Below are 22,334 nucleotides of genomic sequence, written 5' to 3'. Positions count from 1 at the left end.
CCAGTTGAGGGGAATCATGTCGCCGGATTAATCCGGCCTGGCGGTAAATGCGGGAGGAACGGCATCTGGAACAGCAGCGGCCACCGGAGATGCGGCGCTGGTATCTCCGCGTCCTGATGCGTCTGGCCCATGGCTATTACGCGTTGGCGCGTGGCATGACGATCGGCGTGCGCGCCGCTTGTTTCGACGGCGAAGGGCGCGTCTTCCTGGTGCGGCATTCCTATCTTCCCGGCTGGCACCTGCCGGGCGGTGGGCTCGACCGCGACGAGACTGCGCTTGAGGGCCTGCTGCGGGAGTTGCGGGAAGAGGGTAATCTGGAGACGACGATCCCGCCGACACTGGTGCAGGTCTATTACAACAGGCGCACGAGCCGTCGTGATCATGTGGTCTTCTACCGTTGCGACGGCGTGCGCCAGACGTTACCGAAAGTGCCGGATCTGGAGATCGCGGCGAGCGGTTTCTTCGCGCTTGACGCGCTGCCGGACGATGCCACTCCGGCAACGCGTCGCCGGCTTGCCGAGCTGGCGGGTGGCACTGCTTTCGACACTTACTGGTAGGCCGGCTGCCCGCCCCCGCGCGCCTGAACGCGCGGGGACGCCTTAAAGGGCACGGGCCTAAATGGTTTCCCGCCCATGCGGCGCATCCAGATCCAGGATCGGGCCGACGGGTACGACGCCGGTCGGATTGATCATCGTGTGACTGCGGTAGTAATGGTCCTTGATGTGATGCATGTTGACCGTCTCGGCCACACCCGGCACCTGGTAGAGGTCGCGCAGGTAGCCCTGCAGGTTCTTGTATTCGGCGATCCGGCGGATGTTGCACTTGAAGTGACCGACATAGACAGGGTCGAAGCGCACCAGCGTCGTGAATAGCCGCCAGTCGGCTTCGGTGAGCTTGCTGCCGGTCAGGTAGCGTCGAGTGGCGAGCCGTTCTTCCAGTTCGTCGAGCATATCGAACAGTGGGGTGACGCCTTGCTCGTAGGCCTCCTGGCTCGTGGCGAAACCTGCCTTGTAGACGCCGTTGTTGACCGCCCCATAGATGCGGCCGTTCAGTTCGTCGACTTCGGTGCGCAGGTCCTCCGGATAGAAATCGTCCTTCGAGCCCGTCAGTCCGTTGAAGGCGGAGTTGAACATGCGGATGATTTCGGCGGATTCGTTGGAGACGATGGTGTTTTGCTGCTTGTCCCACAGCACCGGTACGGTTACCCGGCCGGAATAGCTGGGATCGGCACGGGCATAGACCTGCCAAAGGGCGTCGAAGCCGAAGAGGTGATCGACGGTGCCGCCATCCTTGCCCTTGAATTCCCAGCCCTTCGACAGCATCAGCGGATCGACGATCGAGACCGAAATCAGGTCTTCGAGCTTCTTCAGCTTGCGAAAGATCAGCGTGCGATGCGCCCAGGGGCAGGCAAGCGAGACGTAGAGATGATAACGCCCGGCCTCTGCCCTGAAGCCGCCTTGGCCGGATGGGCCCGGCGAACCATCGGCGGTGATCCAGTTGCGGAATTGTGATTCGCTGCGCTTGAAATGGCCTTTCGTCGCCGCCGTGTCATACCAGACGTCCTGCCAGACGCCGTCTACAAGCCTGCCCATGGGCGATCTCCTTCGGGTTTTCGTCGTTCATAGATAGCCGCTTTGTCGGCCTGCGGTAGGTATCGATTTCTGAACAGTGCGTTTTGGGCTTTGACATCGGGCAATTTTCTGCTATCGGCGATTTCAGAAAATTTCTCTGTGTCCGGAACGAACCGTACTCATGACCTTCTCGGGAAACCTGCGACGACGCTGATGCTGCCAACGCCCCTTCGGGCGAAGCCATCCCATGTCCGTTCGTATGCCTGGTTCCTGATCCCATGAAAAAGCACGACCTCGTCTACCTGACCGAAGACGCGTCCCATGACGCAGCCATCGAAATCATCAACGATGAAGCCTTTGGCCCCGGCCGGTTTGCCCGGGCGGCAGCGCGCATCCGTGAGCAGGGGCCGCACGATCGGTCGCTGTCATTCGTCTGCGCCGACAATGGCGAGACGATCGCCTCGGTGCGGATGACGCCTGTCATGGCCGGTTCGATCAAGGGCCACCTGCTTGGGCCGCTTGCCGTCAGGCCGTCGCACAAGAACATGGGCATCGGCCGGGAACTCGTGCGCATCGCCGTGGAGGCGGCGCGGCGGAAGGGGTCTGAGGCCGTCATCCTCGTCGGCGATCCGCCCTATTATCAGCCGCTCGGATTCGAAAAAGTCCGCTACGCCGCGTTGGAGTTTCCGGGCCCGGTCGATCCGGCGCGGGTGCTGGTGGTGCCGATGGCCGAGGGTGTGCACGCCGGCCTTTCCGGTGTCATCAGCTGGCGGGATGATGCGGCGGCCCACGGTGCAACTGCATCGGAGGCTGATATCGAACTGGCGCTTGCCGTCTGATAGATAACGCCGCGGCCGCTACTGCATGTTTCTATCCTTAAATCGTATCCGATTTAAGGATAGAAACATGCAGCGGTTCAAAGTGCTACAGCGACCTTTGCGCGTCTGATAAGACGCGCGGCGCTGTAGCCTCTAAGCCAACCGCTTCTTCAGGAAGACCCGGCTGCGGCCCGGCGGGAAGTCGGGCAGCTCGCAGAACGTCTCGTAGCCCTGGCGCTTGTAGGCGCAGCGCCTGCAGGTTGACGGTGTCGATCCAGGCGCCTTAGCAGCCGCGGCGGACCGCCTCTACCTCGGCCGCTGCCAGCAGCTTTCCCGCCAGACCCCGTCCGCGCAGGTTGGGCGCTCCTATTTCGCCAGCCGCTTGGCTATCGGCTCGAATTCCGGTGTCGCCGTGCGCTTGACCGGGTCCGGCGCGCCGGCGTCGATCGCGTCCCAGTATTTCCAGTGGACCTTCTTCGATCCCAGCTCGTAGTCCATGCCGTCCCAGCTGTCTTCGCGGAAGCTATAGAAGGCCCAGTGCAGGCTGTCCTTGTCGAGCGTCGTCAGAACGTCTTCGAGATAGGCCTTGCAGCCGGTCCAGCGCCGCATGCAGCCGAACTCGCCGGCAACGACGCGGTTGAGCGGAATGCCCTTGTCTTTCGCCCATTGCACTGGCTGGTCGAGGTAGGACGCAACCCGCGCCTTGTCCCAGTTCTCTTCGCCTTCGCCGAAGGGTACCTTGCCGGGATAGGCGTAGGGCTTTTCGCGCTTCATGTTGGGCGCGCTCGTCGCCGCATAGGGCTCGTACATGTGGAAGCTGTAGAGCACCTTTTGGTCGCTGAGGCCGGACGGCCAATAGTTGAAACCGTCGGCTGCGGCATACCAGCCGGCGTCGGCCATGATCGGGGTGGCTGGATCGACCTCGCGGATGGCGGCGATGATCGTTTCGTAGAAGGCGACGAGGTCGGAGGCCCCGTCCTTCTTTTCCGCATACCAGTCGAGCATCGCCTTGTTGTCGGCATGTTCGGCCAGGCCATTCTGCTTTTCAGGGGCCGGTTCGTTGATGATGTTGTAGGCCGCAACACCAGGATGATCCCTAAGCTCGCGCGCAAGATCGCGCCAGAAGCTTGCGGCTTGAGCCCACCAGGCCCTGTCCTGCCAGATGCGGCCGTCGAACTTGTTGCCGTTGTTCTGCGACCAGCGCATGCCGGGCAGCGACAAGGGGGTGATGACGATCTTCAATCCGGCCCTGTCGGCCCGGTCGAGCGTTTCCTTCAGCGTCTTCAGGTCGGCGGCGGGAATGCCCTCGTACTTGTCGGCGTCGCCAATCAGATAGTCGCGCTTGGCCGGCTTCCACTTGTCGTAGGACAGGCGAACCCAGGTGGCGCCGTAGCCGGACAGTGCCTTGAAATAGGCCTCGTCCGGCGGCAGCCGGTTGAAGCTATTGCCGCCATGCTGCGGCTTGTCCCAGAAACCGATGAGATCGGCGGCGTGGGCGGGCCCGGCGATGACAGGACCGGCTAAGGCAAGGGCGAGGAGGGAGGAGGCTATCAAACGCATCTACAGGGCTCCAAAAATTGTCCCTGCGATGTCGACAGTCATTGTGGCCTAAATCGGGAACGGCGCATGCTGAAGACGTCGAGCCGGCTTTCACCCACATCCTTTTCGTCGAGCTGCCAGCCGCCGCGTTGGTAGAACGCGCGCTTCTGCGGCAAGGCGCAGAGATAAACGCTGTCGACGCCGATGGCCAAAGCCGCTTCCGCCGCATGGCGAACGATGCTTGCCCCAATGCCCAGCCCGCGAAATGTAGGCTCTACCCAGACCGCCGCGACCCAGGGGCCAAGCGCCGGCCGCTCGTCCAGATCGGATTCGATGACCGATGCGGTACCGATGAAGGTCGCGCCGCGATGGGCGACGATGGCAAATGGAATGTGATCGTCGCCGAGGCTTCCGGCAACCAGCCCGGCGATATGGCCGAGCGGAAAGCCGCGCGGTTCCCACCAGGCCCGCCAGACGCGGTCGGCAATATCGTCCGCGAAACACGGCACGTCGCGCAGGTTGCTGATGGCGATGCTCGGATCGGTCATCGGCCCTCGCGGTACCAGGTCGCCGATATCAGGAAGAGCAGGGCCGCAAGGCCGAAGAGACCGGTAAACAGCGACAGCGAGTTGATGCCCCGCAGCACCGTCTCGTCGGTCATGCGCAGCGACAGCCGCTGGTCGTCGGCGACACGGATAGCGCCGCGCACCGGCAGGATCGACGGCAGGTCGATGGCGCCGTCGGCGCTAGCCAGCCGGCGCACCAGCCCCTTGGTCTTTTCAGCCCAGGGGCGCAGCTTGTCCTCGGTCGAGATCGCCGCCCTGAACTCCGGAGCGTCGACATTGCCGACGTGAACAAGCGTCGTCAGTTCGTCGTTGGCGACTTCGAACAGCCCGGTCTCCGTGGTTTTGACTTCGGCGCTGTAGAGGCCGGGCTCGCGCTGGGTCAGCGTCAGTTCCTCGGTCTTTCCAGAGGGATAGCTGAGGGTCGCCGGGCCGGGGTCGCCTTCGATGGTCTGGCGGGTGATTTCCAACGTGCGGCCGGCCGCGCGTGCTGTCAGCGCTTCCTCTTCCAGCGCCGGCTCCTGCATCAGCCAATGGGCGGTGCGGCGATAGAGCGAGACGTGCGGACCTCCTCCTTCGAAGCCGCGAGCCCAGAGCCAGCCCTGGTCGGACAGGAGCATGGCGACGCGCCCCTTGCCGACGCGGTTCAGCACCAGAAGCGGTTTGCCGTCAGCGGCCTCCATCACGGTCTGACCGAGCGGCCGATCGACATCGACGGTGCGGAACCAGCGGCCCCATTGCGGCGGCTCGCTTGCAGCGCCTTCGAGGCCACGGGTGACCGGATGCTTCTTTCCCTCGTCCGACAGGCGTGGGTAGAAGCCTTTTTCATTCATCACGCCGGTGGGGTTTGCCGGCAGCACGGCCGACAGGGGCGTGGCTGCAATGGAATCGTTGCCGGCATGCTCAGGCCCGGCGGCGATCAGAAGCGCGCCGCCGTTCTGCACATATTGGGCGATGTTGTCGTAGTAGAGGATCGGCAGAACGCCGCGGTGCTGGTAGCGGTCGAAGATGATCAGGTCGAATTCGCTGATCTTGTCGACGAACAGCTCACGCGTCGGAAAGGCGATCAGCGACAATTCGTTGATCGGAGTTCCGTCCTGCTTTTCCGGCGGCCGCAGAATGGTGAAGTGCACGAGGTCGACGGCGGCATCGGATTTCAAAAGATTGCGCCAGGCGCGCTCGCCCGCATGCGGCTCGCCCGAGACGAGCAGGACGCGCAGGTTCTCGCGGATGCCGTCGAGCACATGGACGGCGCGATTGTTGGTTTCGGTGACTTCGCCGGGGACGCCGTTCACGGCGAATTCGAGAATGTTGTTGCCGCCGCGCGGCACGGTGAAGCTGAAAGGCACGTCGGTGCCGGGTTCGGCGACCTCGGTGGCAATCTCGTTGCCGTTGAGGCGGATGGTCACCTCGGCGGTTCCGCCCGGCGCCTTGCCATCGTCGACCACACGGAAGGATAGCTTCTGCTGTTCGCCAACGATGCCGAAACGCGGCGCGCTGACAATCTCGATGCGGCGATCGAACTCGTCCGGTCTGCCGCTGATCAGCCCATGGACCGGCGCGTCGAAGCCGAGCTTCTGATTGATATCGGGGACGTCGTGGATCTGGCCGTCGGTGATGAAGATCGCACCGCCGACCCGCGCCGGCGGCACATCGGCAAGCACGGATGTCAACGCGGAGAAGAGCCGCGTCGATGGTGCTTCGCTGTCCTCGCTGTCGGCAGCTTCGACAATGCGGGTCTCGATCTGCGGGAAGCGGGCGAGCCGGTCCTTGAGGTCGGCAAGCGCCTTGTCGGTCTGCTCGCGCCGGCCGGCATAGTCCTGGCTTTGGCTGCGGTCGACGACAACAGCAACGATCGTCGACAGCGGTTCGCGCTCCTCCTGAAACAGGATCGGATTGGCAAGTGCCAGGCAGAAGGCGGCAAGGGCTGCGGCACGAACCCAGGCCCCGCGCACACCGCGCCAGATGCCGAGCGCGGCGAGAACCGCGGCTGCAATGGCAAGCATCGCAAGATAGGGCCAGGGGATGAAAGGCGAGAAGTCGGCGGTCATCGATCGGCCCTCACTGTCCGAGCCGTTCGAGCAGGGCCGGCACGTGCACCTGGTCGGCCTTGTAGTTGCCGGTCAGCATATACATCATGATGTTGACGCCGGAGCGGAAGGCGTATTCGCGCTGCATCTCGTCCGGCGGCACCGTCGGCAAGAGCGCGACGCCATTGGCGTCCACCGCCCAGGCGCTGGCAAAGTCGTTGCCGGTGATCATGATCGGCGTCACGCCGTCGCCCGAGCGGGCCGGCCGATTGCTTGCCTCTTCGCGATTGTCGAGCTGCGCCTCGATCCAGAGCGGACTACCGGCATAGCGGCCGGGGAAATTGGACAGGAGGTAGAAGGCCTTGGTCAGCACATGATCGGTCGGAACCGGCTCCAGCGGCGGGATGTCGAGGTTGGCGAGGATCGCCTGCAGCCTCTCGGTGTTGGGGCTGGTGCCGCCGGAAGTTGCGCCGAGCGAGGAGAACTGGTCTCGCGTGTCGAACAGTACGGTGCCGCCGGCGCGCATATAGGCATCGATGCGGCTGACGGCCTGCGGGCTCGGCATCGGCGCCGATGCGGAGACCGGCCAGTAGATGATCGGGTAGAAGGAGAGTTCGTCCTTGGCGATGTCGAGGCCGACGGGCGTGCCGGGTTCAAGCGTCGTGCGATAGGTGAGGAAGTCGGTCAGCCCCATCAGGCCCCGCTCGGAAAGGCGGTCGACTTCGCTTTCACCGGTCACGACATAGGCCAGATGCGTCGTGTCGAGGCGCTCGAGGATGGCCGCGTCTTCCGGTCGGCTGTCGTCGGCCAGACCGTCCGGCGGCGAAACGAGGAAGGCGCTTGCTGCCAGCAGCATGGCCGCGGTCATTGACTTTGCTGCGCGCGGCCGCGAGAGGGCACCGCCCATGAACAGCACGATCAGCGCGTCGACCAGCAACAGCAGCAGCGCCAGCGTGAACAGGGCCGGCTTCAGCGACCAGCTCTCGGAGCCGGCCAATTGCTGCACGGTGTGAGCGCCGGCGGCGGCCATGTCGATCGGCTGCAGTTCGGCGTCGCGCGGCAGCAGGTTGAGCGCGGTGAAACCGTCTTCCGAGCCATAGAGACCCGGCGGGTTGTTCGGCGTCGCAACCGGCACCTTGCCGGGGACGACGTCAAGCGGCCGGGCGTTTCCGGTCTCGGCCACGAGCACGCCGTCGGCATTGAGCAGCCGGTAAGGCGCGAGCGTCTGCTGCTGGACCTTGCCCTCGTTGGCAACGCCGCCGCCGCGCGAAAGCTGGACGCTGCGGCGAAGCATCTCGACGAAGTCGCCTGAGATCGGCAGGTTCGACCAGGTGGCCTCGGCGCTGGCATGGAAGAGGATGATGCGGCCGGCGCCGCGGGCCGACGTCGTTACCAGCGGCGTGCCGTCGGCAAGGCTTGCCCAGGTGCGCTCGGCAAGATCGGCAGTCGGCTCGGCCAGCACCTGCCGCTTGACGAGAATGTCGTTCGGGCGTGCCATGCCGGCAAATGGGCTGTTGGCCGGATAGTCGGCGAGCGGCTGCGGTTCGGACCAGGAAAGCGCGCCACCGAGCGCCCGCTCGCCCTGGCGCAGCGTCACCGGCACCAGCGGATCGTCGGCGGGCGCAGCGGCTAGTCGTGGGCCGGCGAAGCGGATGAGCATGCCGCCATTGTCGATCCACTTCGACAGCTTCGGATAGATCTCTTCAGGCAGCCGGCCGATATCGGCCATGATCAGCACGGATGGTTTCTGTTCCAAGAGTTCCGGAATGGCGACGGCCAGATCGGTCTCGTGCGGTTCGACGAGGTCAGCGTAGGGGGCGAGCGCGCGGTTGATATAGTAGAGCGGCGACAGAAGCGGTTGCGACAGGTCGCGGGCTTCGCCGCTCAAAAGGGCGACGCGGCGACGGCGGAAGCCATCGTCTAGCAGATGCACACTGCCGGCGGTCGCGGCATTCTCGATGCCGATGCGGGCAAAGTCGTTGCGCAGTTCGAAGGGCGCTTCGATGCTGCCCTTGGCAACGCCATCGCCGGCGGCAAAGGCGATCTGTCCGTCGGCGATGGCGCGACCGCGCGTATCATAGGCGACGATCGGCAGGGTCAGCGCACCGTCCTTGCGCAGGCGCGTGGCGGTCACCGACATGCCGGTCGAGCCGTTGCTGGTATCGGTCAGCGCCACGGTGCGGCTGCCATCGGCCTCGATCAGCCGCAATTCGGCCGCACCAACCTCAGCGAGCGCTGCCATCGTTTTCTGGTCTGCAGCCTCGATGCCGTCGCTGACGAAGGCGAGCGTGCCGGGTTTCGTGCCCGCAAATGCGGTTTTCAGCGCGGCTATCGCCTGGCCGCGGTCGACGGCAAGCGGGATGGGGGCGGCAGCGGCAAGCCTGTTGCGCGCGGTCGCGGCCGAGCCCGGCGTGGCATCGTGCTGGCGATCGCCGGTGAAGGCGATCGAGATCGCCAGATCGCGCGCTTCCGCATCATCGATCAGCGTACTGACGGCATTGACGCGCTGTTCCCAATCGGTGGCAGTGGCCCAGCTGTTGTCGACGACGATCGCGAGTGGGCCGCCGGTCGCAAGCGTGTTCTGCCGCGGGTTCACGACGGGATCGGCGATCGCGAGAATGACCGCGGCCGCCATCAGCATGCGCAGCAGGGTCAGCCACCACGGACTTTTGGAGGGCGTCTCCTCGCGCTTGAGCACGGAGGCGAGAATGCGCAGCGGCGGAAACACTTCGGCCGCCGGCTTCGGCGGCGTCATGCGCAACAGCCACCAGATCACCGGCAGAGCGATGAGGGCGGCAAGCAGCGCAGGATTGGCAAAGAGGAATGGAAGGCCGGTCATAGCTGGCCCCCATGGGTGGCGCGTCCCGGCATGCCGGAGAGGTACATGTGGACGGCAACCAGCGCCTCGGAGGCCGGCCGGTCGGTTCTATGCGGCGTAAAGGTCCAGCCGAGATGGCGCAACGTCACGCCGAGGCTCTCACGGCGGGCGAGATAGGCGCGCTGGTAGTCCTCGCGCAGGATCTCGGCGCGGCCAGCCGTCAGCTTCTGGCCGGTTTCCGGATCGCTGAATTCGGTCCGCCCGGCATAGGGGAAAACTTCCTCCGCAGGATCGGCAATCTCGACGACATGGCCGCGCAGGCCGCGGCGGGCGAGGGGACCCAGCCGCTCCATGATCCTGTCGGTCGGATCGAGAAAGTCGCCGATCAGCACGAGATCGCTGGCGCTGCGGATCATGCCCGTGTCCGGAAGCCCTTCGGCAAGCGGGCTCAGCATGATCGCGGTTGCCAGCCGTTCGGCGGCGTTGCGGGCAGAGACGGGCTCCATCACCCCGGGGCATCCGATGCGTTCGCCCGAGCGCGCGAGGATCTCGGCGAGCGCAAGCATCAGCACCAACGCCCGGCTTTCCTTCGACACCGAACCGAGCGTCGACTTGTACATCATCGACGGCGACAGGTCGGCCCAGAGCCAGATGGTGTGGGCCGCTTCCCATTCGCGGTCGCGCACATAGGTATGATCGTCGCGGGCGGAGCGGCGCCAGTCGATACGCGACAGGCTCTCGCCGTCGCTATAGGGGCGGAACTGCCAGAAATTCTCGCCGATCCCGCGCTTGCGCCGGCCATGCCAGCCGGAGATCACCGTATTGGCGATCCGGCGGGCTTCGACCAGGCAGTCAGGAACGAGCATCGCGCGCTGCTGCGCACGGGAAAGAACCTCACCAGCGGGGGTACGCGCAACAATGTGCCCGATGGACGCCATTCTTTATCCCTTGGCTTGTTTCACCAGCCCGGCGATCACGTCGCGCACGGTCATGCCTTCCGCACGGGCGGCGAAGGTCAGTGCCATGCGGTGCTGGAGAACGGGCTCGGCAAGCGCCAGAATATCGTCGATCGACGGCGCGAGACGTCCGTCATAGAGCGCGCGGGCGCGGGCGCACAGCATCAGTGCCTGGCCCGCGCGCGGGCCGGGGCCCCAGGCGACGTTCTTGTCGGTGGCGGCATTGCCGTTGCCGGGACGGGCCGAGCGCACCAGCGCCAGGATGGCGTCGACCACCTTCTCGCCGACCGGCATCTGGCGGATGAGGTTCTGGATCTGCTGCAGGCGGGCGGCGTCGATCACCGGCCGGGCAAAACTCTCGCCGACGCCGGTGGTTTCCAGCAGGATCTGCCGTTCGGCCGCAAGCTCGGGATAGCCGACATCGACCTGCATCAGGAAGCGGTCGAGCTGGGCCTCGGGCAGGGGATAGGTGCCTTCCTGCTCCAGCGGGTTCTGGGTAGCGAGCACGTGGAATGGCTGCGGCAGGTCCTTGCGGGCGCCGGCAACGGTGATGTGATACTCCTGCATCGCCTGCAGCAATGCGGACTGCGTGCGCGGCGAGGCACGGTTGATCTCGTCGGCCATCAGCAGCTGCGTGAAGATCGGACCGGGGATGAAGCGGAAGGAGCGATGACCGGCACCATCCTGGTCCATGACTTCGGAGCCGAGAATATCCGACGGCATCAGGTCGGGCGTGAACTGCACGCGGCTGGAAGCGAGCCCGAGAACAGTGCCGAGCGTCGCCACCAGCTTGGTCTTGGCAAGGCCGGGAACGCCGACGAGCAGGGCGTGACCGCCGGACAGCACCGCAAGCAGGGTCTGCTCGACCACGTTCTCCTGACCGAAGATGACCTTGCCGACTTCGGACCGCACGAGCGCGATCTCCGCGAGCGCGTTTTCCGCCGCGGCAACGATCGCCTTTTCGTCGGTCGCGTCCGTGGCGCCCTTCATCACACTCATGGTCGTACTCCCCGGTCGCCCGTTGTTGAACCGAATCGCCCCGCCGGGGATTTCAGTTGCCTTATTCCAATTTAGACCCTGGCTGACGGCTGACAAGTCGCCGCAGACGCACTATCTCGTGACAGCATACACGTCGCATCTCGCGACCGCATACACGCCTCCGGTGCAAAATCGGGGCCAATCGGGACGGAACGATGGCAGAAGCCGAAATTCAGCGAACCGGGGACGCAGCCGGACTGGCGGCGCTGATCTCGCGCGCGGCCGGCCAGACGGGTGACGGCAACCGCGGCCTGCCGCCCGTGGAGCGCTGGAATCCGCCGTTCTGCGGCGATATCGACATGGAAATCCGCGCCGACGGCACCTGGTTCTATCTCGGCACGCCGATCGGCCGCCAGCCGTTGGTGCGGCTGTTCTCCACAGTTTTGCGCAAGGACGACGACGGCGTTACCTATCTGGTGACGCCTGTGGAAAAGGTGGCGATCCGCATCGTCGACGCGCCCTTCGTTGCCGTCGAAATGAGCGTGACGCAGACGGATGGCGTGCAGGTGCTGACCTTTCGCACCAATGTCGGCGACGTTGTCGAGGCCGGGCCGGAACATGTCTTGCGTTTTGTCATCCACGGCGAGAACCGCGAACTGAAGCCCTATCTGCATGTGCGTGGCCGGCTCGAAGCGCTGGTTTCGCGGCCCGTCATGTACGATATTGTCGAACTCGGCGAGACCGTGGTCGTCGACGGCATCGAGATGTTCTGCGTGCGCTCGGGTGGTTCCGTCTTCCCGATCATGCCAGCCGCTGAACTGGAAGCGCTGTCGCGATGAATGTGCATCCCTATTCCGCCAACGAATTTCGCCGCCGGGCACTGACCCAGATGGGCGGGCCGGTGGAAAGCGCGTGGCGGGAGCACGGCGATTTCCTCCTCAATCCCGGCATCGTGCCGCATCTTGAGACCCTGCATCTGAAGGATGCCGCCGTGCTGGTGCCGGTGGTCGACGACGGCGAGGATGCGCATGTCATCTTCACCCAGCGGACCGCAAGCCTGCGTAAGCATTCCGGCCAGGTGGCGTTCCCCGGCGGCGCCGTCGACCCGGAGGACCGCTCGATCGAGTTTGCCGCCCTTCGCGAGGCGCAGGAGGAGATCGGTCTCGATCCACGTTTCGTCGAAACCATCGGACGACTGCCGCACTACATGGCGCTGTCCGGCTTCAAGATTACGCCGGTTCTGGCGGTGGTGCAGCCCGGCTTCGAGCTGGTGCCCAATCCGGACGAGGTCGAAAGTGTCTTCGAAGTGCCGTTGTCGTTCCTGATGAACCCCGGAAACCATGGGCGCGGAAGCGGCCATTGGCAGGGCGAGGACCGGCATTTCTATCGCATGCCCTATGGCGACAGGAATATCTGGGGTATCACCGCCGGCATCGTTCGAATGCTCTATGAAAGGCTTTATGCATGACCTCGGTTGCCGGTGAGAGCTGGTTTTCGGCTCCATCCCTTCGCCGCGTTTTCGACCTCCTGAATGGGGAAGGAGGGGAGGTGCGCGTCGTCGGCGGCGCCGTGCGCAACAGCCTTATGGGCGTGCCGGCAGGCGATGTCGACATGGCCACCACCTGGCATCCCGACGAGGTTGTCGCCCGCGCCAAGGCCGCCGGTATCAAGGTGGTACCAACAGGCATCGACCACGGCACAGTGACGCTGGTGATCGACGGCACGCCCTATGAGGTGACGACGCTGCGCCGCGATGTTGCGACCGACGGGCGCCGCGCGGAAGTGGCCTTCGGCACCGACTGGAAAGCGGATGCCGAGCGACGCGACTTCACCATCAACGCGCTCTACGCCGACCATCGGGGCGAGGTCGTGGATGATGTCGGCGGCCTTGCCGATATCGAGAGCCGGACCTTGCGTTTCATCGGCAACGCGGCCGAGCGGGTGGCCGAAGACTATCTCCGGATTCTGCGCTTTTTCCGCTTCTTTGCCCATTACGGCAACGGTCGTCCCGATGCCGATGGCTTGAGGGCCTGCGCCCAGGCGCGCTCCAAGCTGTCGACGCTTTCGGCAGAGCGGGTCTGGGCGGAAACGAAGAAGCTGCTTTCGGCCGAGGACCCGGGCCGAGCGCTGCTTTGGATGCGACAGGCCGGCGTGTTGACCGAAATCCTGCCCGAGACGGAGAAATGGGGCATCGACGCCATTCCGGAACTGGTTGCCGCCGAGCGGGCATTCTCGTGGGCGCCGGATCCGCTGCTGCGCCTTGCCGCGATCGTGCCACCGGATGAAGAGCGGCTCGAAGCCATGGCTGGACGGCTGCGCCTGTCGAAGGCGGAGGCCGGCTACTTCGCGCGCTGGGCGAGTGCGCCCGCAATCCCGGCAACGACGGTCGATGCGGCGCTCGACCGGTTGCTCTATCGCCACGGTGCAGAGGGGATTTCGGCTCGGCTGCGGCTGGCGCTCGCCTCGGCCAGACGCAAGTCCGAGAACGATCCGACATTGCTTGCCGAGACGGCGGCGTTCCAGCGCCTGCTGAAGCGCGCCGAGACATGGAAGCGTCCAAGCTTCCCGCTGACGGGCGCCGATGTGCTGAAGGCCGGCATTCCGGCCGGGCCGCGCGTCGGCGAGGTGCTGGGTGAACTGGAGACCCTGTGGGTCGAGCGCAACTTCAGCGTCGACCGGGCGAACCTTGTCGCCCGGCTCGAAGCCATGGTGCCGCGCGCGTAAAGCGCGCGGAAAGCACTCTGGCGTCGTGTCAGCAGCATGGCAGCAAAAATACCCCTCATGGGCAGCCCCCAAGATTGACCATGCAGCCTTGAAAGTGTCGCCCATAAGACCTTCTGCCAGGTACAAGCTGTCGGCCTCTGCGGTACCAGCCGACAGCCGTTACTTGGCCGGCTTCACGAGCGAGACGACCCGCGGCTTCGACGGTGCGTCTAGCCATTCGATCCACTTGTCCCTTTCCTCGATCGTGTCGAAGAACCGCCAGAGCTTGTACTCTTCCTCGGTGGTCTGCAACATCTCGCCGATGGATACGAGCTCCAGAGGCAGTGTCACCTCGTTGCCATCGAAGCGAATGAAATAGATCCCTTCGGCAGCGAGACGAATAACTTGACCGGTGCCGTAACTTCCATCGGGGTCGTCGACCGTGAAGTACATGCCGGTCAACGTTTCAAAAACTTTGTCGTTCATTGGTTTCGAATGCCAGTTCAAAAAAGATGCAGGGCATGGGACGTTCGCGCAGGCCGCCGGCAAACGCAAGAGATCACCATGAGGACTGCAGGCCACGTGCTGATTGAATGGCTATAGAGCGTGAGTACCGCGCGGGTCAAATCTCCGTTCACGCCATTGCCACTGCGCCTGGGATCGCCGAAGGCAGTGCTGTGTGCCCCCAGTTCCAGAACTGGATCACGGAATCGGTCAATGCGTTCTGAAAATCCAGGTCGGGCGGTTTACAGCGCCGCGCGTCTATTTAGACGCGCAAAGGTCGCTGTAACACTTTGAGTTACTGCATAATTCCTTAAATCGATTCCGATTTAAGGAATTATGCAGTAGCCGTGATCGCTTTGGTGCCTCGCACCCGTTCGGCACCACGCACCATCATCGGGCGGCAAGGCAATGAGATGCGCTCCGGGTGCGCTATGATCGCGAAACCCGCGCGTTCAGACGGCATGTGTCTGCGTCAGGCGGCCTCGGTCTCTTCGACGATGCGGGCCTTGATGTTGTCGATCATGTTTTCGCGGATCATCGTTTCGCCGTGGGCCTGGCGCATGTGTTCCACCACGCGGCGGACGATTTCGGCGTCGTTATCGGCGCGGGTGTGCCATTCGCAACCCGGGACAAGAGAACCGCATTCAAACAGGCGCATGATGTTCCTCCTTCCGATGTGAGCTCAAAGCGAGGCAGGCGGCACGCCCATCTCCTCCGCGTGCCGTAGGCACCAGCGTAGCATCAACCCCCGGAGCGGCCAAATTGTTCCAGCGACTGCATAAGCCCTTAAATCGGAATCGATTTAAGGAGAAAATTATACAGCAAGTTTGCAGTGCTACAGCGTCCTTAGCGCGTCATACTTGACGCGCGGCGCTGTAGGCGCGGGGCAAGAAACCGTTATAGACATGCGGGTCGATGGTGTTATGGGTTTGCGGTAACAAGAGACACAAAGGCCTTCTTTGCCCATGACCACCACCGTTCAATCGGAACTGATCGCCGCCATCCGCAACATTCCGGATTATCCGAAGCCGGGCGTCATGTTCCGCGACATCACCACCCTGCTTGGAAATCCACGTGCGTTCCGCCGTGCGATCGACGAACTGGTGCATCCCTATGCCGGTACCAAGATCGACAAGATCGCCGGCATCGAGGCGCGCGGTTTCATTCTCGGCGGCGCGATCGCGCACCAGCTTTCCTCCGGCTTCGTGCCAATCCGCAAGAAGGGCAAGCTGCCGCACGACACGGTGCGCATCGCCTATAGCCTCGAATACGGCGTCGACGAGATGGAGATGCACAAGGATGCGATCAGCCCTGGCGAGAAGGTCATTCTGGTCGACGACCTGATCGCGACCGGCGGCACGGCCGAGGCGGCCGTCAAGCTGTTGAAGCAGATGGGCGCCGATATCGTCGCGGCCTGCTTCGTGATCGACCTGCCGGAACTCGGCGGGCGCAAGAAGCTCGAAGCGCTCGGCGTCAACGTCCGCACGCTGATCGAATTCGAAGGTCACTAAGGGCTCAGGCCCGGTTGATCGTCGGCAGCATCAGCTGCACCTCGCGCTGCGTTGCCGGCGAAAGCGTTTCCACATTGTTCCGCCAGAATGCGTCGGCTTCCGGCGGTTCGCTTTCCCAGCTTCTGATCGAGGTTTCATTATCGTCGATCGCCACGCGGCGATGGCCTCCAAGGCGAAGATACTCATCCGCCAGTTCACGAACATGGGTCTTTTCCATCGATAATTCTCCGTTCCTCCTGTCGAAGCTCGCCTGCGCGTTGGCCTGCCGGCCACTGGCGTGGAGCTTTGAAAGTCCGAACGGATTTTACGCCCAAATCGTTCCCGACTTAAGGAATAACCGCAGCGCGCATCTTCTGGGATGGGCGACGGTCGTTCACGCTCTGGAGCGTTTCCGCGTTAGATAGCGTCACGGAAACGCGCTAGCTCCTTGTTTTTACACATTTCCGGACGGAAAATCGCTTCGCCCTTTTCCGGGAAGTGCTCTATACGAACTCGATCACCTTGCTTTCGAAACGGATCACCGCTTCGCCGTGCTGGTTTTCGCCTTCGCACAGGATGCTGTTGATCCGCCAGCCCGGCCGCGACGCAAGCGTGCGGCTTTCGAGGAACGTCACGGCATAGGTCACGGTGTCGCCGGCATAGACCGGCGTCAGCCATCTCAGATCGCGGAAACCGGGCGAAGGGCCAAGCCTTGGTGCCTGCAGGCCTTCGGCGGCAAGCCGCCGTTGCTCATCCTTCCAGAACCGGACGAAACACTGCATCCATCCAGCGGAGGTATGCCAGCCGGACGCGCACAGGCCGCCAAAGAGCGAATGCCGGGCTTCTTCGGCGTCGAGATGAAAGGGCTGCGGATCGAAGTCGCGGGCGAAACGGACGATGTCGTCAGCGGTAAATGTCAGGCTGCCGATGATGGTCCTGCGGCCGGTGGCGTAAAACTCCTCCATCGTCATCATCAGTTCTGACCCTGGTCGCGGCAACGGAAGAGCACGGAACATTCCGAAACCGCCACCGGCTCACCGGCCTGGTTGACGATTTCGTTGCGAAACCTGACGATGCCGAGGCTCGGCTTGGACTGCGAGCGGCGCGCTTCGAGCACCTGGCTGAAGCCAGTTAGAACGTCGCCCGCGATCACCGGCTTCTTCCAGTCCATGAAGTCGATGCCGGGCGAACCTTGAGACGAGGACTGGCCCATGAAGGCGTCGAGCATCATGCGCATGCCAACGGCGCTGGTGTGCCAGCCCGAGGCCGAGAGCCCACCGAGGATGCTGCGCTTGCCGGCTTCCTCGTCGAGGTGCATCGGCTGCGGGTCGAATTCGCGGGCAAAGGCAACCATGTCCGCGGGCTTCATTTCGACTGGTTTGTAGTCGAAGCGCCGCCCTTGCGAAAAATCCTCGAAATACAGCATGCTGAGTTGTCCCGTCTGATTTGCTGCCGCTTTACGTACTGCATAATTTCTCAAATCGGAATCGATTTGAGCGGGAAATTGAGCAGTCGCTTTCAGGCGTTACAGCGTCCCTCATGCGTCACGTTTGACGCGTGGCGCTCTCGCATCAGTTGATACGACCGTATCGAGGAATTTCCAGGTTGCGCATGCCGGTCGTTCATGCAACCACCTGTTTTACGGATGTATCGACCCCTTTTTGATTGAGGAATGCTCGTGACCGAACTGAACAGGGCGCTCGCAGGAGCGGCCGAAAAAGGGATTATCTCCGCGCATCAGGTGAGCGATCTCGAGGCCTATCTCACCGACCGCGGCATCAGCTTCGGGCCGGTGGCAGCGGATGCCGTAGACCGGGACGATGTTGCTCTCGATGCATGTGCGGCCGAAGACAGCGAGCAGCCGCGGTTCGTCAGGGGATTTCACGATATCCTGATCACGATCGGCGTCGTGGTGGTCCTGATCGGCCTCTGGGGCCTGGGCGGTCCGTTCGCAACGCTGCCGGTGATTGTCGTGCTTGCGGAAATCCTGGTGCGGCGCCAGCGGCTGGCGCTGCCCTCCGTGGCGCTGACACTGGCGCTCGTGCATTGGGTTGCGATGGCGACGTACGCCGTGTTGAGCGGACACCGGGATGAATGGCATCCTCAAACCCTTGCACTGACGTATCTCGCGGCTTTCCCGATACCCCTGGCGTTGTTTTACTGGCGCTACCGCGTTCCGCTGGCCCTGGCCGGCCTGGTGCTGTCGATCGCATCTATCGCGGTGATGTCTGTCGTATCCGCGCTCGACAGCGGGTTCGGCATCAATGTTGCTAGCGACGACTATATCTCGCTCCTGCCGCCCATCCTGCTCATTGGAGCATTGGGGGTGTTCGCGGTTGCCATGCGCTACGACGTCTCCGATCCACAGCGCGTGACGTCGCGATCCGACACGGCTTTCTGGCTGCATCTCACAGCGGCGCCGGCGCTGCTCTACTCGATGATGGGGCTGGTCTTCATGCCGAACAGCGGCGGAACATGGTGGGACGGGCAGGCCAGCTTCGGTCAGGCGGTGGCCGCCATTCTGATTGTTGCCCTGTTCATGCTGGCCGGGCTGGTCATTGACCGCCGCGCCTTCGTCACCTCAGGGCTGTTGTCGCTGGGCGGCGCGGTCTGGACGATGTTGAGCAAGAGCGGCGCGTCGCTGGACAGCTACGTCTTCGTCGCCTTCGCGGTGGTCGGCGTTACCGTGCTGTTCATCGGCATTTTCTGGCAGAGGCTGCGCCGCGTGGTGATGAACCTTCTGCCGGCCGGGATCACGACGCGGCTGCATGCCGCGTCGTGATTTCATGTCTTACGTGTTGAAGCGGAAGTGGATGACGTCGCCGTCCTGGACGACGTATTCCTTGCCTTCGTCGCGGGCCTTGCCAGCTTCCTTGGCACCGACTTCGCCGCCGAGCGCGATGTAGTCGTCGAAGGCGATGGTGTTGGCGCGGATGAAGCCGCGTTCGAAGTCGGTGTGGATGACGCCGGCGGCCTGCGGTGCCTTGGTGCCGCGCTGGATCGTCCAGGCGCGCGTTTCCTTCGGGCCGACGGTGAAATAGGTGATGAGGTCGAGCAGCTTGTAGCCGGCGCGGATCAGGCGGTCGAGACCGGCTTCTTCCAGGCCGAGCGCGCTCAGGAACTCCTTGGCTTCCTCTTCCGGCAGCTGTGCCACTTCGGATTCGATCGCCGCCGAGATCACGACGCTTTCGGCGCCTTGCGCCTTAGCCATTTCGGCAACCGCGCGGGTGTGTTCGTTGCCGTCGCCGGCATCGCTTTCCGCGACGTTGCAGACATAGAGCACGGGATGAGCGGTCAGGAGGTTGAGGCCCTGCAGAATGCGCAGTTCTTCGGCATCGAGCTTTTCAAGCAGCGTGCGTACCGGCTTGCCGTCCTGCAGCAGCTTCAGCGAGGCTTCCATGATCGGCAACTGCGCCATGGAGTCCTTGTCCTTGCCGCCGGCGCGCTTGCGCGTCTGTTCGGTGCGGCGCTCGAGGCTGTCGAGGTCGGCGAGCATCAGTTCGGTCTCGATCGTCTCGGCATCGGCGACCGGGTGGATGCGGCCTTCGACGTGGGTGATGTCGTCATCCTCGAAGCAGCGCAGCACGTGCACCACCGCATCCACTTCGCGGATGTTGGCGAGGAACTGGTTGCCGAGGCCTTCGCCCTTCGACGCGCCGCGCACCAGGCCGGCGATATCGACGAAGGAGATGCGCGTCGGGATGATTTCCTTCGACTTGGCGATGTCGGCCAGCTTGCGCATGCGCGGATCGGGAACCGCGACTTCGCCGGTGTTCGGCTCGATCGTGCAGAACGGATAGTTGGCAGCCTGAGCCGCCGCCGTCTTGGTAAGCGCGTTGAAGAGAGTGGACTTGCCGACGTTCGGCAGCCCGACAATACCGCATTTAAAGCCCATGGGGTCTCGTCCGTATCCTTGAATTCCGTTGGCGTGCCTATGCGGGAAGGGCGCTGGTTGGTCAAGGGCGCACGCCCTGTTCACGGTAAATAAGGGGTCTTGGCCGTTGAACCCACGAGCGTCGAGCCGCATATCCGCTTCGAAGACCGCTGACTTTTCCGCGGCGCTGAGGACATGCCTGAGGGGGTGCCGGAATTGATCGATCAGAAATTCATTTCCCGCGGGTGCCGGTAGCCGTCGTCGATATCGGCGATGCGCTAGAGGCCTTGCTCATCCGCGCGACATTGGAAAGTCTCGGTGCCGTCGTCACCCTGCATTTGCCGGGCACGCCGCGGGATTTTCTCACCTTGATCGGCGCTGGCGACCTCGTGCACCAATACGTCGTTATCTGCGGCCACGGTGACGACAATGGCTTCGTCTTCGGTGAGTATTGCGAGGGCATCGATACGTCGATGCTGGTCGAAGACAGTATGCCGCCTTCGGTCATTGCCGAACACGCCCGGCTTGACGGCAAGGTGATCCTCAGCACCGCGTGCGAAACCGGCGGCAGGGTTTTCGGCGATGCGTTCGTCGGGCGTGGGCGAGCGGCTCTTTATGTCGCTCCGGACGGTTCGCCCGAGGGCGCGGACGCGCCGCTGTTCGTGCACTGCTTCTTCCACGCGCTTCTCGCGCGGCGGCAGACGCCGGCGGCGGCACTGGATCGGGCTCGCGGCTATGATGAGGCGGCGAAAATGTTCGTCGGTTATCAAAGCGGCAGGTAATGCGCATCGCGGCGCGGCCATGGCAAATGCGGCCATGGCAAATGGAGTGCGCCGTATGGGCTTTCCGAGCGGGTACGATGCCCGGCGCCCGGCTTTTGCTTGATCGCAGCGCGTCCGCATAGGATAGTGTGGCGGCTGGCGACCGTGATCGCTTTCCTGTCATCAACGGGTGGATTTCCGATGAGTGACGACGATCTTGCCGCAAAACCGAAGCTGAAGCCGAAACCGAAGCTTGAACGGCCGAAACTCTACAAGGTCATTCTCGTCAACGACGACTACACGCCGCGCGACTTCGTCGTCACGGTGCTGAAGGCGGTGTTCCACATGAGCGAGGAGGCAGGCTACCGGGTGATGATGACGGCGCACAAGCTCGGGGTTTCCGTCGTCGTCGTCTGCGTGCGCGATATCGCCGAGACCAAGGCCAAGGAGGCGACCGATCTCGCCAAGGACGCCGGCTTCCCCCTGATGTTCATGACCGAGCCGGAGGAGTGACGGTCAGGGACGCCGGATCTGATAGCCTGTTTTGTCCTGCCGGAAGCCGCAATTCGCATAGAAGCGCAGTGTCGCGGGATCCTTCGATCCCGTCAGCAACATTACCTTGTAGCAGCCGGCGGCCCAGGCTTCGGCCATCGCGTGGCTGATCAGTGCGCTGGCAAAGCCCCGTCGGCGAAAGGCGGCTGACGTCACGACCTTTTCGATGAGGGCATAGGGTGCGCCGCCCCGCGTCAGGTTCGGCACGACGACTGATGTGACCGATGCGGCCGCGATGTCGCCGGCAAGGCCAATGAAAATCGTCATGCCGGGCTGAGCAAGGATCGTCGAAAAACGATCGGCGGCCAGTGCGGCGTCGAGCGCCGGGTCGTCCGGGTTCAGTTCGCCATAAAGCGCAAGAAGTCCGGGCAGGTCGCCTGCCGATGCGGCGCGAATGGCGAAGGGCGAGGGTGACACGCCTCAGTCTCCTTTCGGGCCGAACAGTTTTTTCAGCATGTCGGCCATCGGGCCGCTCGTCGGCAGCTTCTTGGGCTGTGCGGAATTGCGGGCCTGATGGATATGAGATTGAGCGCCCTGCTTTTTTGGCGCCTGGGGCTTGTCCTCGTCCGGCTTGCCGCCGGTCGCAAGCGCGATCTTGTTGAGGATCTGCGAATCCTCGCCACGCACCAGCATGTCGGCATTGTCGGCGATGGCGTCGAGCAGCGGCACCAGCCAGGCCTGGTCCGCCTTGGCGAAATCGCCGAGCACATGGGCGTGGACGAGATCCTTGACGCCGGGATGGCCGATGCCGAGCCGCATGCGCCGATATTCCTTGCCGCAATGGGCGTCGATCGATTTGATGCCGTTGTGCCCGCCGTGGCCGCCGCCGACCTTGATGCGCGCCTTTGCCGCCGGCAGGTCCAGCTCGTCATAGATGACGGTGATGTCCTTCGGGTGCAGCTTGTAGAAGCGCATGGCCTCCCCGACCGCCTCGCCTGAGAGGTTCATGAAGGTCTGCGGCTTCATCAGGAGAACGCGCTCACCGCCGATTTCGCCTTCGGCGATCTCGGACTTGAACTTCTTCGACCAGGCGGAAAAGCCGTGGCGGCGATGGATGACGTCGACAGCCATGAAACCGATGTTGTGGCGGTTTGAGGCATATTTCGAACCTGGATTGCCAAGTCCTGCGATGATCTGCATGTCGTTACGCTCCGTCGGGCTTTCCCCGCTTCACGAG

Annotated in this window: 24 protein-coding genes; 9 read left to right on the top strand and 15 right to left on the bottom strand. The window is 63.6% G+C overall.

Annotation, left to right across the window (positions count from 1 at the left end; translation table 11 throughout):
• Positions 1-47 precede the first annotated feature (47 nt).
• Positions 48-557: an NUDIX domain-containing protein gene (locus tag BC360_RS03135; protein WP_065794165.1), complete on the top strand. Its 510-nt coding sequence runs from the start codon at positions 48-50 to the stop codon at positions 555-557.
• 57 nt (positions 558-614) lie between these two features.
• Here BC360_RS03135 and BC360_RS03130 read toward each other — a convergent pair whose 3' ends face one another.
• Positions 615-1,592: a glutathione S-transferase family protein gene (locus BC360_RS03130; RefSeq protein WP_065794164.1), complete on the bottom strand. Its 978-nt coding sequence runs from the start codon at positions 1,590-1,592 to the stop codon at positions 615-617.
• A gap of 257 nt (positions 1,593-1,849) precedes the next feature.
• On the opposite strand from BC360_RS03130, the gene BC360_RS03125 reads away from it, so the two are divergent.
• A complete protein-coding gene (locus tag BC360_RS03125; protein ID WP_065794163.1) occupies positions 1,850-2,410 on the top strand; it encodes a GNAT family N-acetyltransferase in 561 nt (186 codons plus the stop codon).
• 345 nt (positions 2,411-2,755) lie between these two features.
• Here BC360_RS03125 and BC360_RS03120 read toward each other — a convergent pair whose 3' ends face one another.
• Genes BC360_RS03120 through BC360_RS03095 form a run of 6 tightly spaced genes read right to left on the bottom strand, consistent with a single transcriptional unit; the run spans position 2,756 to position 11,294 of the window.
• Positions 2,756-3,949, bottom strand: coding sequence for a glycoside hydrolase family 5 protein (locus BC360_RS03120; RefSeq protein WP_065786341.1), 1,194 nt, complete (start codon positions 3,947-3,949; stop codon positions 2,756-2,758).
• Between the two features lie 38 nt (positions 3,950-3,987).
• Complete coding sequence (locus BC360_RS03115) at positions 3,988-4,476, bottom strand: GNAT family N-acetyltransferase (protein ID WP_065786342.1); 489 nt, start codon at positions 4,474-4,476, stop codon at positions 3,988-3,990.
• Positions 4,473-6,542 (bottom strand): hypothetical protein, encoded by a 2,070-nt coding sequence (locus BC360_RS03110; RefSeq protein ID WP_065794162.1) that lies wholly within the window; start codon positions 6,540-6,542, stop codon positions 4,473-4,475. Before BC360_RS03110 ends, BC360_RS03115 begins: the two co-directional genes overlap by 4 nt.
• Positions 6,543-6,552: 10 nt before the next feature.
• Positions 6,553-9,360: a DUF4159 domain-containing protein gene (locus tag BC360_RS03105; protein WP_065794161.1), complete on the bottom strand. Its 2,808-nt coding sequence runs from the start codon at positions 9,358-9,360 to the stop codon at positions 6,553-6,555.
• Positions 9,357-10,277, bottom strand: coding sequence for a DUF58 domain-containing protein (locus BC360_RS03100; protein WP_065786345.1), 921 nt, complete (start codon positions 10,275-10,277; stop codon positions 9,357-9,359). Before BC360_RS03100 ends, BC360_RS03105 begins: the two co-directional genes overlap by 4 nt.
• 3 nt (positions 10,278-10,280) lie before the next feature.
• A complete protein-coding gene (locus BC360_RS03095; protein ID WP_065786346.1) occupies positions 10,281-11,294 on the bottom strand; it encodes an AAA family ATPase in 1,014 nt (337 codons plus the stop codon).
• A 194-nt stretch (positions 11,295-11,488) separates the two neighbouring features.
• Between BC360_RS03095 and BC360_RS03090 the strand changes: the two genes are divergently transcribed.
• From BC360_RS03090 to BC360_RS03080, 3 genes are read left to right on the top strand one after another with little or no spacing between them, the layout of a single operon-like run.
• Entirely contained in the window at positions 11,489-12,112 is a 624-nt protein-coding gene (locus tag BC360_RS03090; protein ID WP_065786347.1) for a DUF1285 domain-containing protein, read from the top strand.
• Positions 12,109-12,741 carry a CoA pyrophosphatase gene (locus tag BC360_RS03085; protein ID WP_065786348.1) on the top strand — a complete coding sequence of 211 codons (633 nt, stop codon included), beginning with the start codon at positions 12,109-12,111 and terminating at the stop codon, positions 12,739-12,741. The genes BC360_RS03090 and BC360_RS03085 overlap by 4 nt, the downstream gene beginning before the upstream one ends.
• The gene (locus BC360_RS03080) at positions 12,738-13,997 is read left to right on the top strand and encodes a CCA tRNA nucleotidyltransferase (RefSeq protein WP_065794160.1); all 1,260 of its coding nucleotides are present in this window, start codon (positions 12,738-12,740) and stop codon (positions 13,995-13,997) included. Before BC360_RS03085 ends, BC360_RS03080 begins: the two co-directional genes overlap by 4 nt.
• 159 nt (positions 13,998-14,156) lie before the next feature.
• On the opposite strand, the gene BC360_RS03075 is transcribed toward BC360_RS03080, so the two are convergent.
• Together BC360_RS03075 and BC360_RS03070 are read right to left on the bottom strand one after the other, a co-directional pair.
• Positions 14,157-14,462 (bottom strand): hypothetical protein, encoded by a 306-nt coding sequence (locus BC360_RS03075; RefSeq protein ID WP_065786350.1) that lies wholly within the window; start codon positions 14,460-14,462, stop codon positions 14,157-14,159.
• Positions 14,463-14,952: 490 nt separating this feature from the next.
• Positions 14,953-15,138: a DUF1059 domain-containing protein gene (locus tag BC360_RS03070; protein ID WP_065793274.1), complete on the bottom strand. Its 186-nt coding sequence runs from the start codon at positions 15,136-15,138 to the stop codon at positions 14,953-14,955.
• A gap of 307 nt (positions 15,139-15,445) precedes the next feature.
• Here BC360_RS03070 and BC360_RS03065 point away from each other — a divergent pair, with 307 nt between their 5' ends.
• Positions 15,446-15,991 (top strand): adenine phosphoribosyltransferase, encoded by a 546-nt coding sequence (locus BC360_RS03065; RefSeq protein ID WP_065786352.1) that lies wholly within the window; start codon positions 15,446-15,448, stop codon positions 15,989-15,991.
• Between the two features lie 4 nt (positions 15,992-15,995).
• On the opposite strand, the gene BC360_RS03060 is transcribed toward BC360_RS03065, so the two are convergent.
• The 3 genes from BC360_RS03060 to BC360_RS03050 form a co-directional block, all read right to left on the bottom strand.
• Positions 15,996-16,208 carry a hypothetical protein gene (locus tag BC360_RS03060; protein WP_065786353.1) on the bottom strand — a complete coding sequence of 71 codons (213 nt, stop codon included), beginning with the start codon at positions 16,206-16,208 and terminating at the stop codon, positions 15,996-15,998.
• 265 nt (positions 16,209-16,473) lie between these two features.
• Positions 16,474-16,944, bottom strand: a complete 471-nt coding sequence (locus BC360_RS03055; RefSeq protein WP_083222398.1) for a MaoC family dehydratase — start codon at positions 16,942-16,944, stop codon at positions 16,474-16,476.
• Positions 16,944-17,396: a MaoC family dehydratase gene (locus BC360_RS03050; protein ID WP_065794159.1), complete on the bottom strand. Its 453-nt coding sequence runs from the start codon at positions 17,394-17,396 to the stop codon at positions 16,944-16,946. Before BC360_RS03050 ends, BC360_RS03055 begins: the two co-directional genes overlap by 1 nt.
• 252 nt (positions 17,397-17,648) lie before the next feature.
• Here BC360_RS03050 and BC360_RS03045 point away from each other — a divergent pair, with 252 nt between their 5' ends.
• Complete coding sequence (locus BC360_RS03045; protein ID WP_065794291.1) at positions 17,649-18,752, top strand: hypothetical protein; 1,104 nt, start codon at positions 17,649-17,651, stop codon at positions 18,750-18,752.
• Between the two features lie 9 nt (positions 18,753-18,761).
• Here the strand turns inward: BC360_RS03045 and ychF are convergent, their stop codons facing one another.
• Positions 18,762-19,865 carry a redox-regulated ATPase YchF gene (gene ychF / locus BC360_RS03040; protein ID WP_065786355.1) on the bottom strand — a complete coding sequence of 368 codons (1,104 nt, stop codon included), beginning with the start codon at positions 19,863-19,865 and terminating at the stop codon, positions 18,762-18,764.
• Between the two features lie 224 nt (positions 19,866-20,089).
• On the opposite strand from ychF, the gene BC360_RS03035 reads away from it, so the two are divergent.
• A complete protein-coding gene (locus tag BC360_RS03035) occupies positions 20,090-20,626 on the top strand; it encodes a hypothetical protein (protein WP_208858143.1) in 537 nt (178 codons plus the stop codon).
• A 180-nt stretch (positions 20,627-20,806) separates the two neighbouring features.
• Positions 20,807-21,118 (top strand): ATP-dependent Clp protease adapter ClpS, encoded by a 312-nt coding sequence (gene clpS, locus BC360_RS03030; RefSeq protein ID WP_065786356.1) that lies wholly within the window; start codon positions 20,807-20,809, stop codon positions 21,116-21,118.
• 3 nt (positions 21,119-21,121) lie between these two features.
• Here the strand turns inward: clpS and BC360_RS03025 are convergent, their stop codons facing one another.
• The gene (locus tag BC360_RS03025) at positions 21,122-21,574 is read right to left on the bottom strand and encodes a GNAT family N-acetyltransferase (protein WP_065794157.1); all 453 of its coding nucleotides are present in this window, start codon (positions 21,572-21,574) and stop codon (positions 21,122-21,124) included.
• Positions 21,575-21,577: 3 nt separating this feature from the next.
• Positions 21,578-22,297 (bottom strand): aminoacyl-tRNA hydrolase, encoded by a 720-nt coding sequence (pth, locus tag BC360_RS03020; RefSeq protein WP_065786358.1) that lies wholly within the window; start codon positions 22,295-22,297, stop codon positions 21,578-21,580.
• Positions 22,298-22,334: the final 37 nt, after the last annotated feature.

Origin of the sequence: Ensifer sp. LC163 (assembly GCF_001695855.1) — a bacterium.
Lineage (GTDB): Bacteria > Pseudomonadota > Alphaproteobacteria > Rhizobiales > Rhizobiaceae > Ensifer.
The sequence above is the reverse complement of the archived record's forward strand: the minus strand, read 5'-3'. Positions and strand labels throughout refer to the sequence as shown.

What these genes read in the sequence shown, in the direction of transcription:
- BC360_RS03055 (WP_083222398.1), bottom strand. Translation starts at nt 16,944, where the DNA reads ATGATGACGATGGAGGAGTTTTACGCCACCGGCCGCAGGACCATCATC.
- BC360_RS03075 (WP_065786350.1), bottom strand. Translation starts at nt 14,462, where the DNA reads ATGAACGACAAAGTTTTTGAAACGTTGACCGGCATGTACTTCACGGTC.
- BC360_RS03125 (WP_065794163.1), top strand. Translation starts at nt 1,850, where the DNA reads ATGAAAAAGCACGACCTCGTCTACCTGACCGAAGACGCGTCCCATGAC.
- BC360_RS03095 (WP_065786346.1), bottom strand. Translation starts at nt 11,294, where the DNA reads ATGAGTGTGATGAAGGGCGCCACGGACGCGACCGACGAAAAGGCGATC.
- pth (WP_065786358.1), bottom strand. Translation starts at nt 22,297, where the DNA reads ATGCAGATCATCGCAGGACTTGGCAATCCAGGTTCGAAATATGCCTCA.
- BC360_RS03105 (WP_065794161.1), bottom strand. Translation starts at nt 9,360, where the DNA reads ATGACCGGCCTTCCATTCCTCTTTGCCAATCCTGCGCTGCTTGCCGCC.
- BC360_RS03080 (WP_065794160.1), top strand. Translation starts at nt 12,738, where the DNA reads ATGACCTCGGTTGCCGGTGAGAGCTGGTTTTCGGCTCCATCCCTTCGC.
- BC360_RS03060 (WP_065786353.1), bottom strand. Translation starts at nt 16,208, where the DNA reads ATGGAAAAGACCCATGTTCGTGAACTGGCGGATGAGTATCTTCGCCTT.
- BC360_RS03130 (WP_065794164.1), bottom strand. Translation starts at nt 1,592, where the DNA reads ATGGGCAGGCTTGTAGACGGCGTCTGGCAGGACGTCTGGTATGACACG.
- BC360_RS03065 (WP_065786352.1), top strand. Translation starts at nt 15,446, where the DNA reads ATGACCACCACCGTTCAATCGGAACTGATCGCCGCCATCCGCAACATT.
- BC360_RS03050 (WP_065794159.1), bottom strand. Translation starts at nt 17,396, where the DNA reads ATGCTGTATTTCGAGGATTTTTCGCAAGGGCGGCGCTTCGACTACAAA.
- BC360_RS03090 (WP_065786347.1), top strand. Translation starts at nt 11,489, where the DNA reads ATGGCAGAAGCCGAAATTCAGCGAACCGGGGACGCAGCCGGACTGGCG.
- BC360_RS03135 (WP_065794165.1), top strand. Translation starts at nt 48, where the DNA reads ATGCGGGAGGAACGGCATCTGGAACAGCAGCGGCCACCGGAGATGCGG.
- BC360_RS03070 (WP_065793274.1), bottom strand. Translation starts at nt 15,138, where the DNA reads ATGCGCCTGTTTGAATGCGGTTCTCTTGTCCCGGGTTGCGAATGGCAC.
- BC360_RS03120 (WP_065786341.1), bottom strand. Translation starts at nt 3,949, where the DNA reads ATGCGTTTGATAGCCTCCTCCCTCCTCGCCCTTGCCTTAGCCGGTCCT.
- ychF (WP_065786355.1), bottom strand. Translation starts at nt 19,865, where the DNA reads ATGGGCTTTAAATGCGGTATTGTCGGGCTGCCGAACGTCGGCAAGTCC.
- BC360_RS03110 (WP_065794162.1), bottom strand. Translation starts at nt 6,542, where the DNA reads ATGACCGCCGACTTCTCGCCTTTCATCCCCTGGCCCTATCTTGCGATG.
- BC360_RS03100 (WP_065786345.1), bottom strand. Translation starts at nt 10,277, where the DNA reads ATGGCGTCCATCGGGCACATTGTTGCGCGTACCCCCGCTGGTGAGGTT.
- BC360_RS03085 (WP_065786348.1), top strand. Translation starts at nt 12,109, where the DNA reads ATGAATGTGCATCCCTATTCCGCCAACGAATTTCGCCGCCGGGCACTG.
- clpS (WP_065786356.1), top strand. Translation starts at nt 20,807, where the DNA reads ATGAGTGACGACGATCTTGCCGCAAAACCGAAGCTGAAGCCGAAACCG.
- BC360_RS03115 (WP_065786342.1), bottom strand. Translation starts at nt 4,476, where the DNA reads ATGACCGATCCGAGCATCGCCATCAGCAACCTGCGCGACGTGCCGTGT.